The organism is Paenibacillus sp. p3-SID867 (assembly GCF_025142895.1).
Lineage (GTDB): Bacteria > Bacillota > Bacilli > Paenibacillales > Paenibacillaceae > Paenibacillus_AQ.
On sequence record NZ_JAMBDM010000008.1, the window covers coordinates 290,730 to 312,866 of the forward strand.

Annotated in this window: 23 protein-coding genes and 1 pseudogene; 21 read left to right on the top strand and 3 right to left on the bottom strand. The window is 38.8% G+C overall.

Going from position 1 to position 22,137, the window contains the following annotated elements:
• The first annotated feature begins 174 nt into the window (after window positions 1-174).
• The 3 genes from M4D81_RS18280 (at window position 175) to M4D81_RS18290 (ending at window position 4,304) form a co-directional block, all read left to right on the top strand.
• Window positions 175-1,824, top strand: coding sequence for a hypothetical protein (locus tag M4D81_RS18280; RefSeq protein ID WP_169284724.1), 1,650 nt, complete (start codon window positions 175-177; stop codon window positions 1,822-1,824).
• Window positions 1,824-2,882 carry a hypothetical protein gene (locus tag M4D81_RS18285; RefSeq protein WP_169284723.1) on the top strand — a complete coding sequence of 353 codons (1,059 nt, stop codon included), beginning with the start codon at window positions 1,824-1,826 and terminating at the stop codon, window positions 2,880-2,882. The genes M4D81_RS18280 and M4D81_RS18285 overlap by 1 nt, the downstream gene beginning before the upstream one ends.
• Before the next feature lie 396 nt (window positions 2,883-3,278).
• A complete protein-coding gene (locus M4D81_RS18290; protein ID WP_169284722.1) occupies window positions 3,279-4,304 on the top strand; it encodes a tyrosine-type recombinase/integrase in 1,026 nt (341 codons plus the stop codon).
• A 71-nt stretch (window positions 4,305-4,375) separates the two neighbouring features.
• Here the strand turns inward: M4D81_RS18290 and M4D81_RS18295 are convergent, their stop codons facing one another.
• Both M4D81_RS18295 and M4D81_RS18300 read right to left on the bottom strand, forming a co-directional pair.
• Window positions 4,376-5,347, bottom strand: a complete 972-nt coding sequence (locus M4D81_RS18295) for a tyrosine-type recombinase/integrase (RefSeq protein WP_169284721.1) — start codon at window positions 5,345-5,347, stop codon at window positions 4,376-4,378.
• The gene (locus M4D81_RS18300; RefSeq protein WP_248551631.1) at window positions 5,344-6,297 is read right to left on the bottom strand and encodes a tyrosine-type recombinase/integrase; all 954 of its coding nucleotides are present in this window, start codon (window positions 6,295-6,297) and stop codon (window positions 5,344-5,346) included. The genes M4D81_RS18295 and M4D81_RS18300 overlap by 4 nt, the downstream gene beginning before the upstream one ends.
• A gap of 371 nt (window positions 6,298-6,668) precedes the next feature.
• On the opposite strand from M4D81_RS18300, the gene M4D81_RS18305 reads away from it, so the two are divergent.
• From M4D81_RS18305 to M4D81_RS18330, 7 genes are all read left to right on the top strand, one after another.
• A complete protein-coding gene (locus M4D81_RS18305) occupies window positions 6,669-7,118 on the top strand; it encodes a DMP19 family protein (protein ID WP_260067530.1) in 450 nt (149 codons plus the stop codon).
• 324 nt (window positions 7,119-7,442) lie between these two features.
• On the top strand, window positions 7,443-8,351 hold the full coding sequence (locus M4D81_RS18310; RefSeq protein WP_260067531.1) for an AraC family transcriptional regulator: 909 nt from the start codon (window positions 7,443-7,445) through the stop codon (window positions 8,349-8,351).
• A 260-nt stretch (window positions 8,352-8,611) separates the two neighbouring features.
• Window positions 8,612-9,181, top strand: a complete 570-nt coding sequence (locus M4D81_RS18315; protein ID WP_260067532.1) for a YdeI/OmpD-associated family protein — start codon at window positions 8,612-8,614, stop codon at window positions 9,179-9,181.
• Between the two features lie 334 nt (window positions 9,182-9,515).
• Entirely contained in the window at window positions 9,516-9,671 is a 156-nt protein-coding gene (locus tag M4D81_RS34825; protein ID WP_397376708.1) for an NUDIX domain-containing protein, read from the top strand.
• Between the two features lie 432 nt (window positions 9,672-10,103).
• The gene (locus M4D81_RS18320) at window positions 10,104-10,667 is read left to right on the top strand and encodes a DUF6933 domain-containing protein (protein WP_260067533.1); all 564 of its coding nucleotides are present in this window, start codon (window positions 10,104-10,106) and stop codon (window positions 10,665-10,667) included.
• A gap of 223 nt (window positions 10,668-10,890) precedes the next feature.
• Window positions 10,891-11,394 carry a hypothetical protein gene (locus M4D81_RS18325; protein WP_260067534.1) on the top strand — a complete coding sequence of 168 codons (504 nt, stop codon included), beginning with the start codon at window positions 10,891-10,893 and terminating at the stop codon, window positions 11,392-11,394.
• A gap of 177 nt (window positions 11,395-11,571) precedes the next feature.
• Complete coding sequence (locus tag M4D81_RS18330) at window positions 11,572-12,153, top strand: O-methyltransferase (protein WP_260067535.1); 582 nt, start codon at window positions 11,572-11,574, stop codon at window positions 12,151-12,153.
• 406 nt (window positions 12,154-12,559) lie between these two features.
• On the opposite strand, the gene M4D81_RS18335 is transcribed toward M4D81_RS18330, so the two are convergent.
• Window positions 12,560-12,697, bottom strand: coding sequence for a putative holin-like toxin (locus M4D81_RS18335; protein ID WP_260067536.1), 138 nt, complete (start codon window positions 12,695-12,697; stop codon window positions 12,560-12,562).
• 170 nt (window positions 12,698-12,867) lie between these two features.
• On the opposite strand from M4D81_RS18335, the gene M4D81_RS34830 reads away from it, so the two are divergent.
• The 11 genes and pseudogenes from M4D81_RS34830 (at window position 12,868) to M4D81_RS18385 (ending at window position 21,999) form a co-directional block, all read left to right on the top strand.
• Entirely contained in the window at window positions 12,868-13,110 is a 243-nt protein-coding gene (locus tag M4D81_RS34830) for a GNAT family N-acetyltransferase (protein WP_397376709.1), read from the top strand.
• Between the two features lie 379 nt (window positions 13,111-13,489).
• Window positions 13,490-14,269: an HAD family hydrolase gene (locus tag M4D81_RS18340; RefSeq protein WP_260067537.1), complete on the top strand. Its 780-nt coding sequence runs from the start codon at window positions 13,490-13,492 to the stop codon at window positions 14,267-14,269.
• Between the two features lie 206 nt (window positions 14,270-14,475).
• A pseudogene (locus M4D81_RS34700) lies at window positions 14,476-15,130 on the top strand (lysozyme inhibitor LprI family protein).
• 358 nt (window positions 15,131-15,488) lie between these two features.
• The gene (locus M4D81_RS18350) at window positions 15,489-16,046 is read left to right on the top strand and encodes a class I SAM-dependent methyltransferase (protein ID WP_260067539.1); all 558 of its coding nucleotides are present in this window, start codon (window positions 15,489-15,491) and stop codon (window positions 16,044-16,046) included.
• 244 nt (window positions 16,047-16,290) lie between these two features.
• Window positions 16,291-16,761, top strand: a complete 471-nt coding sequence (locus M4D81_RS18355) for a hypothetical protein (protein ID WP_260067540.1) — start codon at window positions 16,291-16,293, stop codon at window positions 16,759-16,761.
• A gap of 210 nt (window positions 16,762-16,971) precedes the next feature.
• Window positions 16,972-17,808 carry a phosphotransferase family protein gene (locus M4D81_RS18360; protein ID WP_260067541.1) on the top strand — a complete coding sequence of 279 codons (837 nt, stop codon included), beginning with the start codon at window positions 16,972-16,974 and terminating at the stop codon, window positions 17,806-17,808.
• 146 nt (window positions 17,809-17,954) lie between these two features.
• The gene (locus M4D81_RS18365) at window positions 17,955-18,557 is read left to right on the top strand and encodes a hypothetical protein (RefSeq protein WP_260067542.1); all 603 of its coding nucleotides are present in this window, start codon (window positions 17,955-17,957) and stop codon (window positions 18,555-18,557) included.
• Window positions 18,558-18,628: 71 nt separating this feature from the next.
• Complete coding sequence (locus M4D81_RS18370; RefSeq protein ID WP_260067543.1) at window positions 18,629-19,444, top strand: class I SAM-dependent methyltransferase; 816 nt, start codon at window positions 18,629-18,631, stop codon at window positions 19,442-19,444.
• Between the two features lie 451 nt (window positions 19,445-19,895).
• Window positions 19,896-20,537, top strand: coding sequence for an HAD family hydrolase (locus M4D81_RS18375; RefSeq protein WP_260067544.1), 642 nt, complete (start codon window positions 19,896-19,898; stop codon window positions 20,535-20,537).
• 203 nt (window positions 20,538-20,740) lie between these two features.
• Window positions 20,741-21,316, top strand: coding sequence for a histidine phosphatase family protein (locus M4D81_RS18380; protein ID WP_260067545.1), 576 nt, complete (start codon window positions 20,741-20,743; stop codon window positions 21,314-21,316).
• 89 nt (window positions 21,317-21,405) lie between these two features.
• Entirely contained in the window at window positions 21,406-21,999 is a 594-nt protein-coding gene (locus M4D81_RS18385; protein WP_260067546.1) for a GNAT family N-acetyltransferase, read from the top strand.
• Window positions 22,000-22,137 lie beyond the last annotated feature (138 nt).

Genomic DNA, 22,137 nt, shown 5'->3' on the forward strand with positions numbered 1-22,137 from the left:
AATCAAACTCTTCTTCGGAAGGGTTTTTATTTATGCCTAATTCCCCACTTTTACTAACTATACACACTTTATCACAGGAAATTCCTATCGTCTGTCGAAAATCATTAATAAGTTGCCTATGGATTTGAAATTTTATGTATTTGAATCCTGACGATTTGAAAGTGAGGGGACTATATGCTTACAGTTGAACAATACATAATAAAGATGAAGAAAAAAGATAACCTTGATGAATTCAATTTTAAAAATCATTCCGAAAATATGTCCGCGGTTCTGAAGTATGTCATGGATTATTTTAATCATTATCTGAATCCGGAAGAATACGATTATGAGAACATCAAAACAGAACAATCAGCATTAAAAATCTTCCAAGAGATAGAAGGCTTCTTTCCTGAAAGTAAGGACTTTGTTATTCAATACTACAAAAAAACAAAGAGCCGGATAGATCGATTACTGAAGTCATGGATGTATGAACGAAAATACGTTCATCTTATTTACAGTGCCGAGGATTATGAGGATACGATTCATAAGTTCTGTAGCAGTACAAAAATGAAAGGAACAGAAATTGAGCAGTATCGAGATCAATTGATCATTCTGGCAAAAGAGATAAAAGCAAAAGAGACAGAAAAACCATCCATTTCCGGATTTAAGTATTTGGATGACAATCTGGTTGGTTGGGTAAAAGAGACGTACCGCAGTTATGGCGTAAATTTATTCGAGTTTGCTCAAAGCTATACAGGTGCTTTTTTTGATGAGTACATTGAACGCATTTATACCAGGGAATCAGAGCATTTCTATTATATCAATCGTTACAACCATAGATACAATGATAATCCGTTTAATATGGATGTTCTTTATAGAGAGAACGAACATCGTCCTTTTATTAATGGTCATAAAGGCGAGTTGGAAATGCTGATCATGTATGTATGGGTATTTGATGATGCAAGTGATGAGGGCTACTGGCCTGAGTATGTAAATCTATGTATTTCTACAGGAAGAGTGAGCCTGGTAAAACGGATTAATGTGTTAGTGCCGGTAACGACGAAAGGCATGATGTACCCTGTAGATATCAAGAGTAATATGACCTTTCTAGAAACGACAACAGGTGCTTTAAAGGTTGCTCCAAATGAAGCGTACATTTTGCGCCTGAGCTATGAGAAAGACAATGATTTGTTATGGAAAGACGCAGCACGACTTGATGTTGTTTTAAAGAATCTGATGGATACATTCTCCAAGTATGGTATGCCTGACACACTGGAATTGTTATCCCCTCTACGCTCTCAAACCTATGGTGAAGAGGAGTTTTTCAAGCAGTACTCGATTCTCGAAAAAAGCCTAAAAAAATATAAAACCATAAAAATTGCTTTAGTTAATGGACCTCAGAAGCAAAGTGGAAAGTCAAAGTATTTGATGCAAACAGCAGAGGATGTTGTGAATATCCATAAAATAGTGAAAGAAATGAAATATAAATTAAAGTTTACTATAGATATTTCAAGGCTGATCAAGCGGAAGAATTATAAGGGGGAATTCGAGGAGGACTTCAATCGACTTACTGAGATTAGATCGGGCATTGTTGGAATTCATTTGTCAAGGCTTCCTAGCCGAACGGGATTTTCTCATAGACATTATAAAGATGGAAATAGGTATTTATATAAATATGATTATCCTGAGAACTCGGATTTCTTAGGCTCATTTTCAGCATTGCTAAATGATAACTTGAGCCGTTACTTAGTGCCTGAGGGGATGACTTCTGAAGCTGAGCTTGAAGAATTAGTTGATGATCTGCTAAGAGGCGGGTTCTCTTTTTCCGGTCAGGAGGTCGAATAGTGGTGTGGCGACATGGTTTTATAGAACTAAAGGACATGAACAATTATCCGATAAATCAGCTAAAAGAGCTTGATAAAATTGAACTGCTAATACCGGAATCAATGACCAAGTTTAATCAATGGTGCAAGGATATTCAAGCTGTGAAGCACAATAAGTACCTACATCCGTTAATCATAGAATATCAGGAAGAGATTGCTTACCGCAAGGCACGTGACGAAGAACATCAATTTTATAAAGAGATTGATCCATATTCGCTAAGGAATTCAAAGGTTGAAAACCGCAGGAACAAAGCTGTGTTGTTCATAGACGTATCTGATAAGCAAGCCAATCGGACATATGGAATTATGAATAGCTTAATTGATGCAATTAGTGAATTGGGTGGGAGGGTGGACGTATTTGCAGGAGAACAGGACAATATCCGGATACGATTACTAGACCATGAGTATTCCGCCTCATTGATCGAAATTATGGTCAAAAGACGTTCTTTTTTGTCGAATTTACAATCTGGAAGTATGACGGGTTTAAGTCCCATGTATGAAAAGATCCCCAGTGGTTTGCTCAGGATGGAGTTCACAGAGATTTTCGGTTACGCACACAGAAATAAAACGGCCCAATCCCTTTGTTTTAATGAAACCCTGGATCGACCGTTTGAAAAACAAATAGGTGAGATTCTCATAGATTGTTTGAAAAATGCCATTGGGATAAGCGTATCTAGACATATAGCTGAGCGCGAATATGAAGTAAAGAAAAAAGAGAAGGAACGTCTTGAAGCCATAGAAGAATCCAAGAAGCAGGAGCTTCAGCGACTTGAAGAGTACATTCTTCGCAAACAGAAACTAAAACAAAACATTGAGAATCAAATGAAGAATTGGGTTAAAGCGAACAAGTTGCGCGATTACGCCGAGGAGTTAGAGCGATTTGTTGTAACATGTGAGGATGAGATAACCAAGAAGTCATTCTCCACTTATATCCAATTGGTGCGAGAAGCTGCGGAGGATTGTGATCCGGGAGGGGACATATTGAATAAGGTACAGGAGTTAGAACATGGAAGCAAATGAATTCTCCCGCAGCTTGCTGTGGGAGAATTTGTTGCTTCTTATCCATGTAATAAAGGCACTTTCAATATGCTTCTCTTTAAGCGACTTTCATGTGTGTACTTTCGGACAGACCCGGCGGGAAGGGATAGCAATAAATCCGGGCCTCGCCGGTTAACCAAAACTTAGTTTTAATCGAGGCCCGGTGAAAGTGGATTGATCTGGTTGTCGCAGTAACCGCACAAGTTTATCATTGGAAAACGCTGTGATCGGATCTTTGGGAGCATTTCAATCTGACAATCTGCTTCGCCTGAGGCTATAGAACGCTGACAAATTGATTTTTAGAGGGTCCGGTTTTGTCCGGAAAATGAAACGAATAGTGAGGGGGATTTCAGAGTACATCTGTTTGGAGGGACGAGGATGAGCGGAAATGTTGTAAGCCTGTTTCGGCAAAGTCAGAGTGATAGATCGAATAAACGACGCAGAAATGATTTATACGATGTAGAATCGTTTTCCAACGCGGGTTATCGGCTAACGTGGGAAGAAGCCGTGAGATTATTTGTTCAGGCCCGCCGCGCTGAAACATCAAGCGAGGATACCGTAAAGTTTGAAATGAGCACTTTGAAATGTTATGAGCGAATTTTGCGAGAGCAAGAGATCGAAGCCGACATCTATCATGTATCGACTGACTTGCTGCGAAATAAGTTTATTATGGCTATGGTTGAGAAAAAAGGCTACAAGCTCAATACGATCAATAATCGAATTAAATCCATCAAGCGTTTCTTTTTATTTTTATACGAAGAAGGCTGGATTCCAGACAACCCGGCAGAACACTTACGAACACGCAAAGGTCATCAACCAACCATTCCATCCTTCACCGAAGAGCAAGTTGTAGCCCTGCTCAAGCAGCCGAATCAAAACACGTTTACGGGGTTTCGTGATTTTGTCATTCTATCCTTGATTTGCGACAGTGGACTGCGCGTCGGCGAAATCACAAAACTCAAAATGAATCAGGTCGATATTAAAGAGAATCAGCTTCTTGGTGTCATTGGGAAAAGCAAGAAGCCGCGGGACATCCCTTTTTGTGATGATGTGCGTAAGCTCTTAATCCGATATATCAAAGCAAGAGGGGACATCCACTCATCTCATTTTTTTGTCACACTGGATGGTCGTCCGCTCGGTGTTCGCTCTTTTCAAGGAGCTCTACATCAATACGGTAAAGATGCCGGAATCACTAACGTTCGGGTAAGTCCTCATACGTTAAGGCATACCTTCGCCAAAATGTACATTATCAATGAGGGCGATCCGTATAGCTTGCAAGATATTCTCGGCCATACTTCTCAGGATATGGTGAAGCGTTACGTTAACTTGTGGCGTCCAGAAATGAAATCGAAGCATGCGAAATCTTCCCCCGTGCGCCGACTGTATCAAAACAGGTTGATTTAAATATTTCAATCAGGTTGAAGAGCGAAGGCCATTCCGTTGTGAATGGCCTTCGCTGCTGCTTATGGCAAGGTTCAAATAATACGTTTCATGTTTTCAACCGGGCTATACTTTTTGTGCTGTTGCTTAATATCGCTGCTAAATAGCTCAACATAGTATTCGACCATTTTAAGCGTGGCGTGGCCTAATATTCGCCGGAGCGTGAACGGATCACCGCCATTTAAGATATAGAACTTGGCCATCGTATGCCGGAAGGTATGAGGGGATACCCTTACCCCATTAATGCTCGAAGCAAGACCGTAATCATGCATTTTCTCCTGTAGCGCTCGGGTGCTGATCTTTTCATTGTTCAAGTTTACGAACAGCGCTTCCGTCTCCAAGTCTCCACGTATATCCAGGTAACGGCGTATCACTTTAGCACACGTTTGTTGCATAGGCACGCGGCGGGCTTTTCCCCCTTTTCCTTTTGTAATACGAATTTCTTGTTCCTTAAAAAAGACATCGCCAATCTTCAAATTACATAATTCACTGATTCGCATTCCCGTTTCAAAAAGAACCAGCATCATGGTGTAGTCCCGAAAGCCCGAGAACGTATTTCGCACCGGTTGCTCCAACAAGGCGACGACTTGTTCTTTGGTAAAGGTTTGAATCATCAACTTTTCAGCTTTGGTGGCATGAATCTCGTTTGCAAGATTCTGAAGGAGCCAGCCTTCCTCAAATAAATATCTCAGGAATTGCTTAATGGCCTTTATGCGTCCATTTACGGTATTGTCCGATTTTCCTTGTTCGAATAGATAGGCAATAAAATGATTCTTAATATCTCGGGAAGTGACAGAGTAAATATCCAGTACAATCTCCTGGTCCCGGAAGGCAGCTTCCAATTGTTTTGCGCTATCCTGATAAAAACGAATCGTGAGTGGCGAAAGTTTTTTTGATTTGCAATCGAGAATAAAAGAGTGAAGCAGATCGCTATAGCTTAACTGTTGCTTGGCGTCGCTCGCCTTATCGACCTTTGTTAATTTGTTTTGTCTGCGTCCGATAGTCATTCCCCATGCACCTCGCTTTCGGTGAAGATAGAGGGGAATTCCTGAATGATCTGTTCCAGCGGACTAAACTTCTCATGTTGGATCTGCAAATCGCGCGAGAAAAGTTCAACATACATTTCAGTTGTTTCTATCCGTGAGTGCCCGAGAATATTTTTTAACGAGAAAATATCGCCACCGTTTAATAAATACTTTTTTGCAAAGGTATGGCGAAAAGTATGGCAGGAACATTGAACATCCTGAATGTTTGCGGTTTTGCATATCCGCGAAATCATGGTTCGAATGCCACCTTCATCGAATGGGCGATTGTCCAACGTGATCCACAGCCGATCCGTGTACAACGTTCCTCGCTCCAGCAAATAAAGATGTAACTCATGAGATACAATTCGCTGAATCGGCACCATTCTGGCCTTTCTGCCTTTCCCATGCCGAACACGTACCATTCCTTCATCTAATAGAACATCTGTGATTTGGAGTTGAGTGAGTTCGTTCAGGCGTATGCCGGTTTCAAGCAAAATCAACATCATCATGTAATTACGGAAGCCAGTAAATGTTGAACGATCGTGTTGAGTGAACAGTCGCGTCAAATGAGCATCCGTGAAAGTATGCATCAAAGAGGGTTGGACTTTAAAAGGCTTTAGTCCATCCGCAATATTGCAATCAGCTTGTTTCTCAGCCACGAGAAACGCGAAAAGTTCTTTGATAATAGCCAGGTTGCAATTGACGGTTCTCAGGGACAATGCCCCATCAAGCATACTGGGGATGATGCGATGTTTTAACAAATCGGAAGTCAAATCAAACCATTCGAGATTTTGGGTTTTTAAGTGCTGTTCGATGTTTTTCAATCCGTCCCGATAACGGCGAATAGTCGTCTTGGCCAAGTTTCTGGACTTGCAGTCCATGAGGAACAAATGAACCAGGCTTGACCAATCGATCATATTAGGTTGAGACACTTCGCATTTCCTCCCTTATTGGATATGCGAAGCAAAGCAGATATACGAAGTGAGCAGGGGGAGGTTCGTAAAACATTTGGATGTACGACTGCGTTTAACTTCCACGAAATTTCGGGTTATTTACAGCCTTTTGGAAGGGTTTTACAAACGCGAAAATCCGTTGATATATAAGGGTTTTTCGGCACTTTTAGGGGGAGTGCTCACCTCCTCCCGGTTCGTATAACAACATATTCAAGCTGCAGCTCGTCGGAGCCTTGACCTGCTGGATGAATTTCTAAGAGGCATTTCAGCAGATACATCCGACTTAGTCGGACGTCATGAATACAAGAACGTTATATGAAAGTCATTTAACATTTTTGGAGGTACTATCAATGCAGAAATACGTCAAAGAGTTTATGAAAACAAAGGAAGATCTAGAACTATTGCTTGCAGTAGGAGATAAAATACATGAAAAGTACTATGAAACAGGATTTCAAGAACTTACAGAAAGTGAACAAGTAATATTTTGCATGATGGGACTTGAGGGAGAAGTTAATAATGGTGGGTTTGATCAGTTTTTCTTAAATAGTAGTAGTAAGTATAAAGTCGAAACATTGGATTCATTAAGAAGAATTAATGCAAGTTATACTGCGAGTTTACTGGAAGAGGCTATAAGAGTTGTAGAGGATCCGAATCTTCAAGGTGAGAAGGATGATGAAAATACAGATATACAAAGTGAGAGATTAAATGTATTGGATGACAAGTTTTATGAGTACAAAGAAGATCTATTAGAACTTCAATTGAATTTCATAAAGGAGCATAAAGACAATTTTATAGGTTAGCAGAACAAGAAAGCATCTTCATATAACATCATATTCACGGATCGAGCCATCCGTCCCTCCGCCTGGCAGGGGCATTTCAGGGAAGCGGAGACAGCCGGACAATAAGTCCGTCGAACCATCGCATTCGCGCCTTAAGCCAGTGAGGGATCGTGAATACAACAACGTTACGTGAAATTCGGTAAAATCTAGTAAAGAATACACCGGGAATTTAGCATACATGTGCGGAAAATTAACAACATATTAGTTTTCTTTACATATTTTGCACAGCAATTGTAAAGATCTACTACGAAAAAATCCTACAATTATAGTTGAAGGAGGTGGCTAATGGATAACTTTAAAGCCTTTGAAAGCGTAGTTGAATATCTGGAGAATGAAATTTCCGACTCAAATGAAGTTGACTTTACTATCATTTCAAAAATTGCATGTTGCCCTGCCCCTTTATTCCAACGAATTTTTGTATATATTACCGGAATAACAATATCCGAATACATAATGCGTCGTCGATTGACATTGGCAGGGTATGATATAAAAAATAGCAAGGGAAAAATAATTGACATAGCTATGAAATACGGGTTTAACTCTCATTCTTCGTTTACTAGAGCATTCAAACAGCACCATAAGTTTTCGCCCTCCAGTATTAGAAAGGGAGGAGTTAAGCTTAATGATTATCCTAGGGCCTCCTTCACAAATATAAGAATTGTAGGAGGGAAACGAATTATGGCAGATCTTAAAAGAATTGAATACGTGGAATATGGTCCTCGAAAAGTTGTAGGAATGATGAATATTACTTCATTTCAAAAAGCGGGAGAAGAATGCTGGGGTTCAGCATTTAATGAAGGTTTGTTTAACAGATTCACCGAAATTGAAAATTGGATCTGCAAAGACATTGATAATTATGTTGGGCTTGGTCACATGAGTAAATTTATCGGAAAGGATAGTTTCCAGTATATCATAGGTAAATTAGTTCAACCTGATGCACCAATTCCAGAAAATATGTATTTTCAGAATATTTCAGCAGGTACAGTAGCTAAAGTATGGATTGAAGCAGATAATCTTAACGATATTATTGATTCTGCATATTTACTTTGTTCTGAGGCGATTGAGAAAACAGGATATAGGATTGATCATGAAAACTTTTATTGGTGTGATGTTTACACATACGATAGATACTGCAACCCACTAGAAAAGGGAGAAAAAATTATTCTTGATTATCTAGTGCCTGTTATTAAATAGCGAATAGACTTCAATAAAGAACATCTTGTATGTAGTACGTGGAAGCCTCGAACCTCACATAACAATGCATTCACGCATCGCAGCCTTACGGCTGCTTGGTAGCCATGGGGCATTTCAAGTGAGCGGTTTCAGCTGACAACCTTGCGGGCTCGCGGCCGCCCCCGTTGGGGGCTGTAGGTTCTTGGGTTTGTGAATGCGGGGACGTTATAAGAAATCCAGGCAAAATAATTAAAAACGACAATTACATGAGGTGCTGGAAGATGAATAAATTTAAGATTAATTATGTTTCCCAACCAGATTTTTCATCGTGTGATGAGGCATGCTTAGCAATGGTAGCACAAATTCCTATTGAAGAAGCAATGGCTGCGATGAGAGGAAAGGAAGGTTCAGGAACTTCGGATTTTTATAAAGCTCTAAAAAAATATAAGATTGATTACTTGAGTTGGCGTGATATTGATCTGGTTGATGAACTTCCACCACTTTGCGTATTACTCGTTAAATTTCCAACATATACACATAGTGTGCTTTACTACGATGGAACTTTTTATGATCCGGAATTTGGTGTGTTTGAATCGAAGTATGAGCCTAAAGGGGAAATTACGCACTTTATGGAACTTTACATTGATGGAATCTATAGAAAAAAAGAAATAAAAATCAAGATCCCACAAGATTTTAAAGAAGCATTTGAAAAAGATCAAGTAGCATATGAACTATATCAGAACTTACCTTATCCCCAAAAATCAAAATTTATATATGGGATTAGCCACTTTAAAAAACCAGAGACAAGAAAAAAGAACATTGAGAAGAGATTGACAGAACTTAAGAGGTAAGTGGGGATCAGCTCTGAAGGCGGGGACATCTTATAACAGAGTATCTACGTTGCGGGCATACGCCCTTGGTTCGCAAGATGAGGTAGCAGTGGAGTAAATTCAGCTCACAACCCTGCGAGGCTAAGTCCGTCGGACCCGTTCGCTGCGCTCCCTTAAGCTCTCAGGGTTCGCAGATACAAGTGACGTTATACTATAGTCTTCTAAAATACATAGAAAAACATAGAAAGGAATCATTGAATGATCATTAGGACCGTTTCATTGTATCTAATTCGAAGAGGCGATCAAATTAGTTGAAGAAATATATGATAAAGCCGTAAACAAGACTTGTTATCGGCTGGTTGGTGGAACGGTTGAGTATGGAGAGAGTAGTAAAGAGACGATAATTCGAGAAGTAAGAGAAGAATTAAATGCTGAAATACAAGAACCCAAGCTAAAGTTTGTCATCGAAAACCTATTTACTATTTACATACTTGGATCAGATAGGTCATGAAGTAGATTTCATTTATGAAGCCGATCTTGTTGATCATGAATTATACAAAAGAGAAGTTATCGAAGGCATAGAAGGAATAAATCCATATAAAGCAGTTTGGAAATCAATTAATGGATTCGAAAATAATAAACAGGAAAAACTAGTACCGAATGGATTATTGGACCTATTGCTTGCGAATTATTCAGGGAGAATTAGCAAAGTTGAGCGCATTAGAACTACATAAAATCAAAAAGAACAACTATGTAAGCAGTTCAATGAAGAGAGACCGACGTATAACGTAGCATTCACGCATCGGGCCGCCTTAGCGTCTCTCGGTCCCCCGAGGCGGATTCTGGGAGCCAATTTAAGGGGACAACCCTGCACTGGCTAAGTCTTCGACCCGGCTGCCTAATCCCGTGGGGATCGGCCGGCAGCTTAAGCCAGTGAGGGTTCGTGAATGCACGAACGATATCTGAATCCAGTGCAAGAACGAAAGGAACAAAAATCATGATTATTTTCAAAACAACGAGAGACACATTAAAAGATCTAAATGCCAAACCAGAAACAATTGAACATACGGATTCTTTCTTTAGTTGGCATGTAAACCTTTTTAAATTATATGGTAGAAAGCACTATGTGTTTATGAATGACTTTTCTAGATTAAGTTTAACTGTCACTGGAATTAGAACAAATCAAGCAAATAAACTAAGAGAAATCTTTAAAGATAATTTGGAAGCTTATTTTGCCGTTGAAGAAATCCCTGATACTCTAGCGCAATATTATTTAGAAAGATGTAGCGAAAAGGCTATTACCAAAACGGATAGTAGAAGTGTTATAAGTACAATGAATGAAATTATGCTTGTTATGAAGACACTAGAGAGCGAAAACGAAGATTTCAGAGATCAAGCTCTACGACACAAGTGGAATAATCGATTTATTTACAAACCAATCGATTATAAATATCCAATTGATGTATTTGTTAAAGAGCTTGAAAGAAGATTTAAAAATGAGAATTAGAGAACCCGAAGACGGCACTGGCTTCAGTTAACATTATTTTCACGCATCGGAGCCTGGCGGCTCCTCGGTCCACCCGAGGAGAAGACATTGAAGCGTGTTCTAGCGGACACATCCGCACCGACTAACCGCATTCGCGGCCGCTTAAGTCGGTTGGACGTCGTGAATATGAGAACGTTATCTGCAATTGCCAAAATATTAAAAACTGTATTAGGAGGGACATGATTTGACTGTAACCTTCACTAAAGTTGCTGGAGTAAGCTTTATTATATTATCAATTTTGAGATTCACTTCTGTTATTAATGTTACTGGAAAGTGGTTATTATATATTTCCATTGCTGCGTTTTTTCTTATTCTATACGATTTGGTGCAATTTGTGATTGAAAGAGCATTGGCAAAGAAAGACCAGAAGCCAAATAGAATTTTAGTTAGCCTACGCTCTTTATTCATTGGATTAGCGGTGCTGGCTATAATTGTCTTGCCTAATATAAAAATCGATCTTTCTGTCAAACAAGTAAATGCTCTTAGTGATGCATTTACGTTAATTAGTTTGGGCATAGCGATAACATTAATAGGATTTAAATCTGAAAGAGATGAATCAATTTCGTTCATTAGGGAAAAGGCAAAAGAAAATGAGATCAAGGAATTTTTAAATTCAGTTGAAGGCGTAAATATTATTAGAAATTATATACAAGAACTATCAGAAAATAAACAGAAGATTGATAAGTGAGGGCAGATTCGAGTAGTAGCAACAGCAGATAACATAATATTCACGCTTCGGGCATACGCTCTCGGTCCGGCAGCGATATTCCTGGAAGCGGGAGCAACCGGACACATTCGACTTTGTCGGGCGTCGTGAATATAACAACGTTATATGAAATACCTGCTATTTGAAAGGAGAGTCAAGATGATGACAACATATCGATCCAATACGTTTATACCTACATTTGTTACCCTAAGCAAAGATTTTGCTGAGAAAGCTGGATTTACTAAATCTTGCACTGATGATTTCGGAAGACTTCTATATACTCTGGCGGGACAGGAAAAGAAGAATATACTTGAGATTGGTACAGGATTCGGAGTAAGTACAGCTTGGATAATTTCTGCAATGTCAAAGGATGCCAAATTAGTTACTGTAGACATCGACCAGAGTCAAGTGAAAAGTGCTATAGAGATATTGGGTAGGGAGAATGTCGAGTTTTTATGCGGTGACTGGAAGGATGCATTGAAAAGGGGACCCTTTGATTTAATATTTGCAGATGTCAAAGATGCGAAAAAGGATAATGCAGAATTATTATTTGAAAGCATGTCAATAGGAGGCTTGTTAATACTTGATGACCTGACTCCAGAAGAATATTGGCCGGATGATTGGAAGGGGAAACCAGATAAGATAAGAAATTTTTGGTTGAATCATCCTAAACTTGCTGCATCGGAATTACTTTTGAACCCTAGGGAAGCTGTGATTATTGCTTCAAAACTAAGTGTCTAAGGATTTTGACAGTGTATTCATAGATGGCATAAACTTCTTATAACAATGCATTCACGTGGCGGACCGGCAAGCTGATCACTGGTCCGCTCGAGGCATTTCGAGGAAGCTGATTTAGGCGGAAAACCCTGCGAGGCTAAGTCCGTTGGACCCGGCGCTCCGCGCCTTAAGCCCCTCGGGTTCGTGAATGCGGGAACGTTAAGTGAAATTACTACAGACAACATTACAGACCTTATATAAATAAAAATAATCAACAAAACCTATAGAAGCGTTATAAAATGAGTTATACTGAGGTAAGAATAAGTAAGGAGCCGTGCGCGAACACGACTCCAAAGTACAACAACTGCATAAAGAGCAGTCGGCCACGTAAGATGGGTCGGAAATAGACCGTTATCCTAGCCAGGGCGGTCTATTTCTTTTTCATGTAGGTGAGCAATGCCAAAATGAACATGCCGAACATGAACATTAAGGAAAGTGCATCTGGCTTACGCCCCTCGGTCCGTAATAAGTATTTTCGGAGAAGTTGTTTCTGCGGACAACCCTGCACCGGCTAAGTCTGACGGCCCGCGCTACGCTCTTAAGCCGATGAGGGTTCGTGAATGCCTGAACGTTATCGAGACTCGTGCAAAGCTAAGCTATTTAAGGATTAGGAAGTGATCAATTAAGCATTTCATTGATTTGTCAGATCAAGAGCTATGTAAGTTCCTCACCTATTGCATGTTTCCGAATGAAGAAAGAATAATTCAACAATGCGAACTCTATAAGACTAGTGAAGATAGATCGCTTCATGGGATATATTTGAAAGACATATTAGTTGGAATCATTGGTTTAATTCATAACCCTGATGAAATTGAAATTAAACACATTGCGATCGAAACTGAATATATACATAGAGGAATTGGAGAAGAATTAGTAAGGGCAATTTCAAAGTTATATCCTGATCTAGAATTAATTGCTTAAACGAATAAAGACGCAGTGAGTTTTTATAAGAAAGTCGGCTTTATGATTATAAATCTTGGAGAGAATTATCCTGAGATAGAGCGTTTTAAATGCGTATATAAGAACATTGAAAGAGATTTTGAAGGTATTTCGGGGAAGGTTTAATCATCCGATAACAACGTATTCACGCTGTGTCTATATCGCTCCTTGGTCCGACCGAAGTATGAAGAAGAGGGTTCAGGGAAGATAATTCAGTAGCAGTGAAGCATAGTCAGCCGGACAACCTTACACTGCCTAACTGCGTCGCGGCCGTTCCCTCCGGTCACTTAAGGCAGTGAAGGTTCGTGAATACAAAAACGTTAGATGAAATAACGATGAATTTTATATAGGAGGCGTTTCGTTGAAGTATTCTACCGTTGTCTTAGATTTGGATGGCACATTTTTAAATTCTAAAAAGCAAGTCTCTGAAAGAAACTTTGAAGCCGTACTTTCCTGTTATCAAAGGGGGATGAGAATAATCTTTGCAACAGCACGCCCTCCTAGAACTGTAAAGTTTTTTCTTCCAAAAGAGTTGTTGGAGATTGGAGCGTTTGTGTATTATAACGGAGCACAAACAATATGTAATAAATCCAAGACCGAATTTTGTGAATCAATTCCATCTGATTTAACTTCTGAAATCATCGATTATTGCTTACATCATTATCCGCAACTAGATATGACAATGGAAGTAAAAGATGAATGGTTTGGCTTACGCGAATATGATTATACTACCACAATGAATGCAAGGTCTAACCCAATAATTAAATCATTGGAAGAATTAAAACAATATGAAGCTACAAAGATATTGCTCTCCGGCAAAAATCAGATTCCAGGACTTATTTCGAAGTTTGGACAGCAAGTAAATATACTGATTACGGATAATAATCAATTGATTCAAATAATGCCACTTCAAGCATCGAAAGAGTCAGCAATTACTAGACTTTGCAATATATACAATGAAGAACTGGATTCACTGATTGTATTTGGTGATGATCACAATGATTTAGGACTGTTCAAGTCAGCTGGATATTCAATAGCAATGGGGAATGCAGTAGTTGAATTGAAAGATATTGCAGATGAAATAACAGAAACTAATGAAAACGATGGAGTAGCAATAATCTTAGAAAGATTGTGTGGGTAACTCAAGGTTACATCATCTAACACAATATTCGCACTGCGAGCCATTCGGCTCTTGATCTGCCAGAAGCATATTGAGGAAGATTGAATCAGGAAGATACATCCATTCTCCTAAGATAAGAGCTATCTATGGCTGGGTCGTTTCGTGAAAACAAAAACGTTATGCACCATTCAGGTAAATATTTTAGCTAATATTTAAGGAGATAATTTATGAAAGGTAAGATACTCTTCTTATTTTTTATTACGATAATGTTGTCGTCATCTTGTCAAAATATTAGTCAATCGACTACTTTGAACAGCGAAACTAAATCAATAAAGATTTCTGAACTGCCTCCCGATGTAGTGAGTACAGGTAATGGAACAGAATCGAAAGAAATAACTGAAGGTCGATCAGATCCTTCTAACAATGAAGTGTTATCTATGAACATTGGGGAACTATGATTTGACTGGAGAATTTTATGATGAAATGCTTCGAAATCCTATAGATCATGATTATGAAGTGGAATTTAATGAATTTCAAAATTCCGAAGAGATTACAACATTGGGATGGGGGGCGTTGGAAAGCAAATATACCGAGATTTGGGATAAAGAGTTGAATCAAATATATAAGAAGCTTCTTTCTAAGTTGGATAAAGAACCAAGAGAAGCACTAATTGAATCGCAGAAAGAATGGTTACAGTATCACTTAAGGGAAACCAAATTTGTAGAGAAGACATTTATTAATAATGGTTACCTTGGATCACAAGGATCGGTAAGCCTAGCCACGGTTATAATGGAGAGAATCAGGGAAAGAACAATGCAATTATTTGAATATCGATATTTGCTAGATGGTGAAGTTGAGTTTTTATACCAAAGTAAAAAATAGAGTTGGAATCTTGATCAAAGGTTTTTAGGTGATGTTTCGAAGACAGTAACGGTGCATAACACTGTATTCACGCTACGGGAGCTTAAGCTCCCTTGATCCGGGCCGAGGAACTTCGGCGAAGCAGAGTCAGCCGGACAACCCAGCGAGCCTAAGTCTGACGACCCGTTCCCTACGGTCACTTAAGGCTCTCGAGTTCGTGAATACGGGAACGTTATGGGAAATCATATGCAAACATTGTTTTAAGCAATTTCAAAAGAAGAAGTTCAACGGAAGTATAGTTACAGTAAATGAAATGATTTAACGTCAAGTATACTTTCTAAGTGATGTAAGTCAATTCAAGATTGGATGGTGGAACTATATGAAAGTGGTCATTGGAGCTGGACAAACAACATTTGATGGTTGGGTCAGTACGCAGGAAGATGAGTTGAATTTACTATCATTAGAAAGTTGGAACAAATTATCTGAGCCTGAGAGTATTGATGTGCTCTTAGCTGAACACGTATGGGAACACTTAACGTATGAAGAAGGTATTATGGCTGCGAAGCATTGTTATCAATTTTTAAAACCTGGTGGGTATATTCGTTGTGCAGTTCCCGATAAGAATTTCCGTAATGATTGGTATCAACAGATGGTTCAAGTCGGTGGTCCTGGACCAGAGGATCATCCCGCAGCGTCTCACAAAATAGTTTATGATGCAAAAACCTTCGTATCATTATTTGAAATCGCGGGGTTTGAAGTATCGTTGTTGGAATATTGTGATGAAAACGGGGACTTTCATTTCAGCTATTGGAATGAAATGGATGGTAGAATAGGTAGATCGTTTCGATTTGATACAAGGAATTCGATTGAAGGGCTAGGAATGGTATCTATTATTATTGATGCAAAAAAACCTCTAATAATAAGAAATCAAACCTAGAAATAAAATGGGAACTTCACTTCATTCGAAGAAGGCTATGACATCGTATAACAATATTTTCACGTTATGGAGCCTTATGGCACCTCTGTCGCAAGAGGCATTTCTGAGAAGTGAAGACAACGGACAACCCTGCACTACCTAACCGCGTCGCGGCCACTCCCGCTGGTCGCTTAAGGCCGTGAGGGTTCGTGAATACGGGAATGTTAAATGAAACCTCGGTATTGTAAGAAAGAAGGAACAACAAATGAGTAAGGAACAATATTTTGAAGATCTTCAAGATATAATAAACGATTTGATTTATATCGGTTCCTCTGAAGCTGATCTTCAAGTGGAAATTGAAACAAATATGTGGAGGATATCACTTTCTCCAGATCTGATTAATCAAATTACAACGGACGACTTCAATGAATTTTTAAATAAAGTTATACAGAATCGGAAAGATCAAATAGAAAGCTCTAGTTCAAATCTAGGTATGTATTTTTATTTATGGTTTGATATTATGGCAAGTCAATTAAGATTCAATCTGATATCTGACATAAACAAGAAATTACCATTTAGCTGTGAAATACAAATATTGAATAATCCAAGAGAAATACTTGATGATTTTTTAGGGACCCCATTTCGTAATGGGTTACCAATAGAAGGACATAATGATGACTCAGAAGATAAAGAATATATGTTAAAGATTTATAAATTACATTTAAAAAAGGACTGATAAGAAAGTAACTCGAAGATGACTGAGCATCAAATAACATAAGATTCACGCTGCGGGCTTACACCGCTTGGTCGCCCGATGTATAATCATGGAAGATAACTCGAACGACTCACGAGCCGACCTAAGATAGGAGCTATCTAAGGCCGGCTCGCGTCGTGAGTACGGAACGTTATGTGAAAGACTAAGTACAAAGAAAGAAGGTTTCAGCTTATGGACAACAACATTTTGTTGCTTAAGTATCCAAATACCCAATTAACAGAACTTACAGGAGGATATACTAACTATACCCTTCTCCTTGAAGGGTCAGATCCACTGGTTATTGCGAAAGTTTTTAATAAAAACAATGGTGACGCTAAGAGTGAATTGCATACATTGACTCTATTAAACGATTCAGGCGTGTCTCCCAGAATTCATGATTATTTTGAGGACGACACGTCTTCGTATATCATTATGGATTACATACACGGGATAAACGGACAGAGATTTCTAGATCAAGGCGATATGGATAAGACTCGACAAATCTATAAGTGGCTAGGTGTTCGTTTAGCAAGTGAAATACATACAATAAAACACAAAAATAGTCACTCGGATTTACCGATAATTGAGCTAATGAATGGTATCGATTCACTTGACTTCGTACCAAGCGGTTTAAAAGATAAAGTGAAACATTTTCTGGATATTCATATTGAGGAAGACAAAACTTTAATTCATGGTGATTTCGGTCCTCATAACACGATTGTATCCGATAATTCGATGGTTGTGATTGATTGGGAATGGGGAGGATGGGGACATCCTCTTCAAGATATCGCATGGACAGTTTGGTTTGTTCATCTTCATTATCCGGATTTTTGTGAAGAGTTATCTGATATTTTCTTAAGTACATACCGTTTACATTCAACCTTACACATATCAGAGGAAGCGGTAAAAGCATTTGCGATTTCTAGAGTCCTTAATATTTTGAATCGAATTCAGTACGCAAATATAAATGTAAAAACCGAGTGGATTAGAAGATTAGAATGGACATTGAATACGAATTTTGTAGGATGAGTCGCGAAGAGAGTCCTTCATATAACATATTCTTCACACATCGGGCATACGCCCTTGGTCCGGTCTTCGCCGGACACCCAGCATAGTCGTGAATACAGTAACGTTATAGGGAATCAGCACAAAACATATTTATGGAGGATTAACAATTGAAGATAGTTAGTCAAGTTCAAGAAGATGAAGTAATAGCAGAATTCTTATTTGCAGAGGTTAACTCAGATAGATTTAAGGAAGGAATCTTACATGCACTTGGAGACCATGATTTGAATTTACTTATTAAACCTAATTTGAATGATCAAGCCGAGAACCAAATTAGACGAGATATTCTTGGTCAGACAAGGGGGTTCGGTCGCAATACGGATTTGTTTGAGAATTTTCCTACAGAAGTTAAATGGTATAAAGCTTTCTTTAAGAAGCAAGATCTAAACGAAGTAATGTACATCAACTATAGTTATTGGAATGAATTATCAAGTAATACTAGACTTCCTTTACAGGCATCGAAAAATATCATGAATCAAATTGAAGTCTTTGGAATTAGTAACCAAGGATTTCTAGATATCAACTTAGCTCTCAAGAACGGTAAAGTATTTCCAAGATTAATATTTGTGTCTATGAATGAGAATTCGCGAGTAGTTGTATTAGAAGGTCACGCGCGGTTAACGGCTTATCATTTAGAAAACGATTATATACCTGATGAACTTGAAGTTATTATCGGGTTCTCTGATAAGTTTAGCGTATGGGACTTATATTAAGAACATTTTTAGGTTGTTCATAGATATTAATGCAAATCTGAAATAGAAACTATTCTGGGGAAGGTGTCTTCATGGACAAGAAGTCTGTAAATAGAGGATCAATCCTTATTGGCGCTGGCGAAGTTGGCGTAACTATTTCGGAAAACATGGATAAGAATGTTGTTCATAAGACAAACAGGCTCTATTGGGATACAAAAGGCAATGACTTCTTAAGAGCAATTTCACTTCCTTATTATGGATGGTTTATCTCAGAAGAAAAATACCAGCTCTTTGGCGATATCTCAGGAAAAAAACTGCTGGAGATCGGCTGCGGCAACGGCCAATCCTTGCAATATCAAGGGGAACGCAACGCATCTGAATTATGGGCTGTGGATATATCGGAAAAACAAATTGAAAAGGCAATGCAGCATTTGGAGTCACTCGGTCTATCGGCAAAATTCATCTGTTCTCCCATGGAAGAAGAATGCGGCATACCGGCGGATTATTTTGACTATGTTTATTCGATTTATGCCATCGGTTGGACAACCGACCTTGAAGGTACCTTTTGCCGTATCGCTACGTATCTTAAAAAAGATGGTGTATTTATTTTCAGTTGGTCTCATCCTATACACAGATGCGTTACTGATGATAATGGTAGGTTTGTTTTTAGAAAGAGTTATTTCGATGAAGCTTGGTATCCGGTAGCTGTTGATGAAGGTGAGCTATTATTAGCGGACCGTAAGCTATCAACCTATGTGAACGCTCTGGCGAAAGCGGGATTTGTAATTGAGCAATTGATTGAGCAAACTGATGATGAGATTATGCAATCGCGGGACGATAAAATTGATTTGGCCAAGAGAGCGAAGATACTTCCTGTAACTTTAGTGATTAAGGCAAGAAAACTATAATATCTGATGAAAAAGCGAAGCATGTATAAAGAACTTTAGAGGTATCGAGGAAGCCATTGACATTCGATAACACTATGTTGTTCAAACAGAAGAACTATTTTCAGAAGGGACCTGCTGATGAGAAGAAGATATTCTATTGAAAAAGCAGAGTGGTCAGAAACAAGAGAAAAAAAGTAACAGCAAGACTGTAGAGATATTGTGTTTAAGTTCGATGATGAGCTTTTACAGCAAGATGACGCTGTTTATTTGAATAGAAAAGAAGGACAAACTTTGGTGATAAAGCCTTTAAATCAAAAAACATTTTGGTGCGAAATATGGTTGAAACTCAAAGACATATACAATACTTAAAAGATTGTTTAAAACCTAGGCAGATCTGATTGAAGAACAATTCAATTTATTAGTTCGAGATAACTCAAGAACTCATGAAGAATATGTAAGGGAGAATGAAACAATGAAAAAGTACATACTCTTCGATCATGATGGTGTTCTGGTTGATACTGAATACTGGTATTACAAAGCGGGAGAACGTGCTCTGGCTGACATTGGATTTACCTTGGATAAAGATCAATACCTCCGCGACATGACCCAGTCGCTGGGCACTTGGTCCCAAGCTAGGGCAGCAGGTATTGATGAACAGACCATAAGCAAGCAGCGTGAGGTCCGCAACGTCTATTATCAGGAATATCTAAGAACAGAAGCCATAGAGATTGAAGGCGTAGTTGAAACTCTAGCCGAACTGTCAAAGTACGTCCGCATGGCCATCGTGACGACTGCAAAACGTGCGGATTTTCAACTTATTCACGAAAAGCGCCAGATTAGAAAATTCATGGATTTCGTCCTTGTTCGCGAAGACTACGAGCGCACTAAGCCGCATCCGGAACCATACTTGAGTGGCCTAAAGCGATTGGACGTTACCAAAGAAGAGACCCTGGTTGTAGAGGATTCAAACAGAGGGTTGAACTCAGCCGTGGCGGCTGGTATCGACTGTGCTATTGTCCATAACGACTTCACCAAAACACATGACTTCTCACTGGCAAGCTATCGAATCAAGACTCTGATTGATCTAAAGGACATTATTCTGAATGTAACCTGAAAGAGCATTCGCCAGCGTGTCCCGTACTTACTTTAAATGATATTGGTGATTGGGTTACAAGCATTCATGAACGGTTAGGAATGGATCACCTACCGCGACACGTCCGCCCTTTGGGCTTAAGGTGGTGGGGCGTCGTGAACAATAAGAACCGTTATGTGAAATCACAGTGTGATATTTAATGAAAGTATCTCAAGGAGTCCTGTATGAAGACAATTATCTATATGGTTAGGCATGGAGAATCACCATACAATGAAGGAAATGAAAGAACAAGAGGGCTTACCCCAAAAGGAAAGATCGATATTGAAAAAGTAACGAAGTTACTTATAGGTGAAGGAATAGATAAGATTATATCAAGTCCTTATACTCGAACAATTCTTAGTGTTGAGGGATTGGCCAAGCACTTAAAGTTAGATATTGAAGTATTTGAAAATCTTAGAGAACGTCATTTTGCATCTTATATTATTGAAAATACAGAGTTAATGTCTTGTATCAGAGAGAGTTTTAATGACCCTGATTATACCTTGCCGGGTGGAGAGTCTAATGCTGATTGTCAGAAAAGAGCAATCTCAGTTCTAAAACCCATATTAAAAGAGCACAGAGGGAAGAAAATAGCAATCGGGACTCATGGTCTTGTAATGACTTTGATGATGAATCATTTTGATTCAGCTTTTGGCTTGGAGTTTTTGAATCAATTAAAGAAACCGGATATTTATAAAATGCAATTTGAGGACTTAGAATTAGAAGAAGTAACAAGAATGTGGAATGATCAGATTTCTTAAGTTTTATCGAAGAGGACTGCGGTATTACATAACAGAGTATTCGCGCTGCGGGGGACAAGCCCCTTAAATATATTTTGGGAGGCGAATTCATGAAGCGTGTAGAAGACCATTTTGAAACCTTTCCTATACTTGAAACTGATCGAATATTGTTAAGACCGATTACATATGCAGACATCGATAATATGTACCAATATTGTGCCGTGCCCCAAGTATCGAGGTATACAACATGGAACTATCACAGGAGTAAAGAGGACACGAAAGGATTTATTGATTTTGTTCTTAATCGGTATGAAACCGAGAAGGTAGGTCCATGGGGAATTGAACATAAAGAAACCAAGCAATTAATTGGAAGTTGCAGTTTCGTGAGATGGAATAATCGATGCCTAAGAGCTGAACTTGGATATGTATTGTCTAATGAATATTGGAATCAGGGTATCATGACGGAAGTAGTAAACCGAATTATTGAATCCGCATTTAAAGATCTTGAATTAGTTAGAGTAGAAGCGAAATGTCACCCGGAAAATGTAGGATCTGCAAGAGTCATGGAGAAGAGCGGAATGAAATTCGAAGGGATATTAAGGAAATATTTATGGTCGAAAGAAGAATTGCAAGATGTAAAACTGTATTCAATCATAAGAGATGAATTTGAAGGCAGATTCGAGGATGGCCCGGGCATCAGATAACAATCTATCTACGCGGCGAGCTTATGGTGAACGATGGATAATTAAATAGAAGAATTTGATAGTTTCCCAAGAGGGCAATGGCATCAGCTAATTCGGGCAAAACATATTAAAAACGACTCAGTTCAATTACGGCAATAG

What these genes read in the sequence shown, in the direction of transcription:
- M4D81_RS34830 (WP_397376709.1), top strand. Translation starts at nt 12,868, where the DNA reads ATGTTTCCGAATGAAGAAAGAATAATTCAACAATGCGAACTCTATAAG.
- M4D81_RS18385 (WP_260067546.1), top strand. Translation starts at nt 21,406, where the DNA reads ATGAAGCGTGTAGAAGACCATTTTGAAACCTTTCCTATACTTGAAACT.
- M4D81_RS18355 (WP_260067540.1), top strand. Translation starts at nt 16,291, where the DNA reads ATGAGTAAGGAACAATATTTTGAAGATCTTCAAGATATAATAAACGAT.
- M4D81_RS18310 (WP_260067531.1), top strand. Translation starts at nt 7,443, where the DNA reads ATGGATAACTTTAAAGCCTTTGAAAGCGTAGTTGAATATCTGGAGAAT.
- M4D81_RS18290 (WP_169284722.1), top strand. Translation starts at nt 3,279, where the DNA reads ATGAGCGGAAATGTTGTAAGCCTGTTTCGGCAAAGTCAGAGTGATAGA.
- M4D81_RS18315 (WP_260067532.1), top strand. Translation starts at nt 8,612, where the DNA reads ATGAATAAATTTAAGATTAATTATGTTTCCCAACCAGATTTTTCATCG.
- M4D81_RS18280 (WP_169284724.1), top strand. Translation starts at nt 175, where the DNA reads ATGCTTACAGTTGAACAATACATAATAAAGATGAAGAAAAAAGATAAC.
- M4D81_RS18295 (WP_169284721.1), bottom strand. Translation starts at nt 5,347, where the DNA reads ATGACTATCGGACGCAGACAAAACAAATTAACAAAGGTCGATAAGGCG.
- M4D81_RS18350 (WP_260067539.1), top strand. Translation starts at nt 15,489, where the DNA reads ATGAAAGTGGTCATTGGAGCTGGACAAACAACATTTGATGGTTGGGTC.
- M4D81_RS18305 (WP_260067530.1), top strand. Translation starts at nt 6,669, where the DNA reads ATGCAGAAATACGTCAAAGAGTTTATGAAAACAAAGGAAGATCTAGAA.
- M4D81_RS18375 (WP_260067544.1), top strand. Translation starts at nt 19,896, where the DNA reads ATGAAAAAGTACATACTCTTCGATCATGATGGTGTTCTGGTTGATACT.
- M4D81_RS18370 (WP_260067543.1), top strand. Translation starts at nt 18,629, where the DNA reads ATGGACAAGAAGTCTGTAAATAGAGGATCAATCCTTATTGGCGCTGGC.
- M4D81_RS18360 (WP_260067541.1), top strand. Translation starts at nt 16,972, where the DNA reads ATGGACAACAACATTTTGTTGCTTAAGTATCCAAATACCCAATTAACA.
- M4D81_RS18380 (WP_260067545.1), top strand. Translation starts at nt 20,741, where the DNA reads ATGAAGACAATTATCTATATGGTTAGGCATGGAGAATCACCATACAAT.
- M4D81_RS18330 (WP_260067535.1), top strand. Translation starts at nt 11,572, where the DNA reads ATGATGACAACATATCGATCCAATACGTTTATACCTACATTTGTTACC.